The organism is Brevibacillus sp. BC25, from assembly GCF_000282075.1.
Classification (GTDB): domain Bacteria; phylum Bacillota; class Bacilli; order Brevibacillales; family Brevibacillaceae; genus Brevibacillus.
Genome location: NZ_AKIX01000096.1, coordinates 1 through 2,311, shown reverse-complemented (window position 1 = coordinate 2,311; position 2,311 = coordinate 1). Strand labels below are relative to the sequence as shown.

General features: G+C 47.1%; 3 protein-coding genes. All 3 read right to left on the bottom strand.

Going from position 1 to position 2,311, the window contains the following annotated elements; all coding sequences use genetic code 11:
- Positions 1–83: 83 nt before the first annotated feature.
- Positions 84–899, bottom strand: a complete 816-nt coding sequence (locus PMI05_RS22730; RefSeq protein ID WP_007726858.1) for a sporulation protein YpjB — start codon at positions 897–899, stop codon at positions 84–86.
- A 48-nt stretch (positions 900–947) separates the two neighbouring features.
- Complete coding sequence (locus PMI05_RS22725; protein ID WP_007726856.1) at positions 948–1,547, bottom strand: DUF1405 domain-containing protein; 600 nt, start codon at positions 1,545–1,547, stop codon at positions 948–950.
- Positions 1,548–1,623: 76 nt separating this feature from the next.
- Positions 1,624–2,311, bottom strand: a 688-nt coding sequence (locus PMI05_RS22720) for a menaquinol-cytochrome c reductase cytochrome b/c subunit (RefSeq protein ID WP_007726854.1), incomplete at its 5' end; no start/stop codon positions are given.

Here is a 2,311-nt window from a genome sequence, read left to right as displayed (position 1 = left end):
TTTCATCGGTTAAACCTAGGGGTTTTTCCAATGTCTATTCTAAGGGGTGCACTTCACGTACAGGCAAGGGTTTTCTATATCTATTACGTCGAACGGATTTCTCCGTCATATTTCTTCCACGCCACATAAGACAAGGCCATGATCAAAGCAATCGAAATCGATGCAAGAATAACAATAGGTGAATCTGGCCGCATCATTAAACGAGCAAACGTACTCTTCTCTTCTCCCACAAAAGCCACTTGAAAAGAGCCGTTCAATTCTCGCAACGCCTCTCGTACAAGCTGCCAATCTACTTGGCTGTTTCGCATCTCTTTGGATATGATATCGTACGCGACTGTAATCGAGGACATTTGGCCCTCTGGAAGCTGAATACTCATCCCCGGCTTAATGGCCAAAAATAATCGGTAATTCTCATCGAACTGTTCGCGAAACTGACTGAAATTCCGCTCAACAGCCGATAGTTGCAGGTTTTGGACCTGTGTGACGAGAGAAGGATAGTAGCTCCGCCACATCGGCTGGTGATCATGCGTTAGTGCGTCTATGGCGATACGAACCCGCGTGGCATGCCACAGCAATTGCTGTTCACTTGCGTTTGCGGAAGCAAAGCTTTGCTTGGCTGCTAGTATGGACTGTGTCACTGCATTCAGACTCTCAATTCGTATCGGATTGGGCAAATGCTGGTTCGGGAATCGTTCTGCCAGCTGTACAATGCGTTGCTCTGCCCCTTCAAGATCTCCCTTTTTTGCATACGTCAGTAACTCATGCGCAATTTGATCTAATGCTGCCAACTGCTTTTCTTCTATCGGTTGATTCAGCTTCGAGTACAAATTATGAATGGGCCACGACAAGAACAACCCGATCATGAGAAAGAATAATAAAAACCGGATGTTTTTCTTCAACGCAAATAACCTCCTTCCCTAGTACAGCCTATGGAAAGGAGGACAAGATTAGACCTTATTTGTCGTATACTTCATATTCATCCACCAGATCACCGAGATCGAGATCAGACTGAGAAGAACCGTAAACAATCCAACGAAGCCTTCATACGGATCTAGTACACTCGGCAGCCACGGATGGATGTCCATGACGTAATCGAGAAAATCATTATTCAGTGTCCACAGTGCAGCGATTCCCACCGGCAGAAGACTTAGCTTGTAAAAACGCGCATACAAAACAGATTCCACAGCCATGCCAGTGTGGGAAATGATCAGCATCACGTCTGTCCAACGCACTTCATTGCCCATCAACCAACCAGCCACGATAATGCAAACGGCCCAGACACCATACTTAAAATTGGTGATGCCAGCCAAAGCTTCCAGTACAGGAATGTGGCGACCCAACAAATAGGTAAGGAGTACAAGCGAAAAAAGTCCGCTACCTGTCGGGCTGTCCGGGACAAAAGGAATCAAATATGCTGGTGTCTCTGCCAATTGGTTACCATACCAGATGAATCCATATATGGTTCCCAAAAAGTTGACGAAGAACAGCGTCCAAAGAAACCACCTTTTGCCCAAAGATTGCCGAAACCACTCCCATATCCAGATCATGTATAATCGTCTCCCGCTGTGTACGCCGCTAACGAAAAAGCTGACCGCATTACCAGCCAGCTTTTCCCCTATTAGCTTATTTCAAGCCAGCCATGTATTCAGCTAGCTTTGCGATTTCTGCATCATCTTTGAGCAAACCGGCTGGCATTCCGCCTTTACCGTTCTTGATGACGTCAGTAATCTTGGCTGCATCCAAAGTTGCACCGATTTTTTGGAGGTTTGGACCCATGCCACCCTCCATGTTTTTACCATGGCATCCCATACAGCTTGTTTGCGCTTTCCAAAGCGCATCTGCTGTAAAGCTGGTGTCAGCCGGAGCAGGTGCAGTTGCACTAGATCCCTGTTTACCACCAGTTCCTTTACCTTTATCTGGGTGAGCCAGATGATATTCATGGTTTGCCGCCCAAGTCAGGTAGAAAATACCAACGAGTGCCGTCAGCATCAAGCCTGTAGCAACTGGACGTTTGCTAGGACGACGCTCTTTGCTGGTATCCAGCCAAGGCGCCAGCATCAGTGCACCAAATGCGATACCTGGAATAACAACGATTCCAAGAACGACCCAATCCCCTGCAGCCCATGGATATTTCAGCAATTGATACAGGAACAAGAAGTACCAGTCTGGCAACGGAATGAATGATGTATCATTCGGATTTGCTTTGTCAGTCAACGGCGACGGATGAGAAACCGTCAACACGAGGAAGCCAACTAAGCAAACGGCTGCCACCATCCACTCTTTCAACAGGAAATTTGGCCAAAACGGCTCC

Bases quoted from the DNA above. Each gene is read 5' to 3' on its own strand.
- PMI05_RS22725 (WP_007726856.1), bottom strand. From the start codon at position 1,547: ATGATCTGGATATGGGAGTGGTTTCGGCAATCTTTGGGCAAAAGGTGG.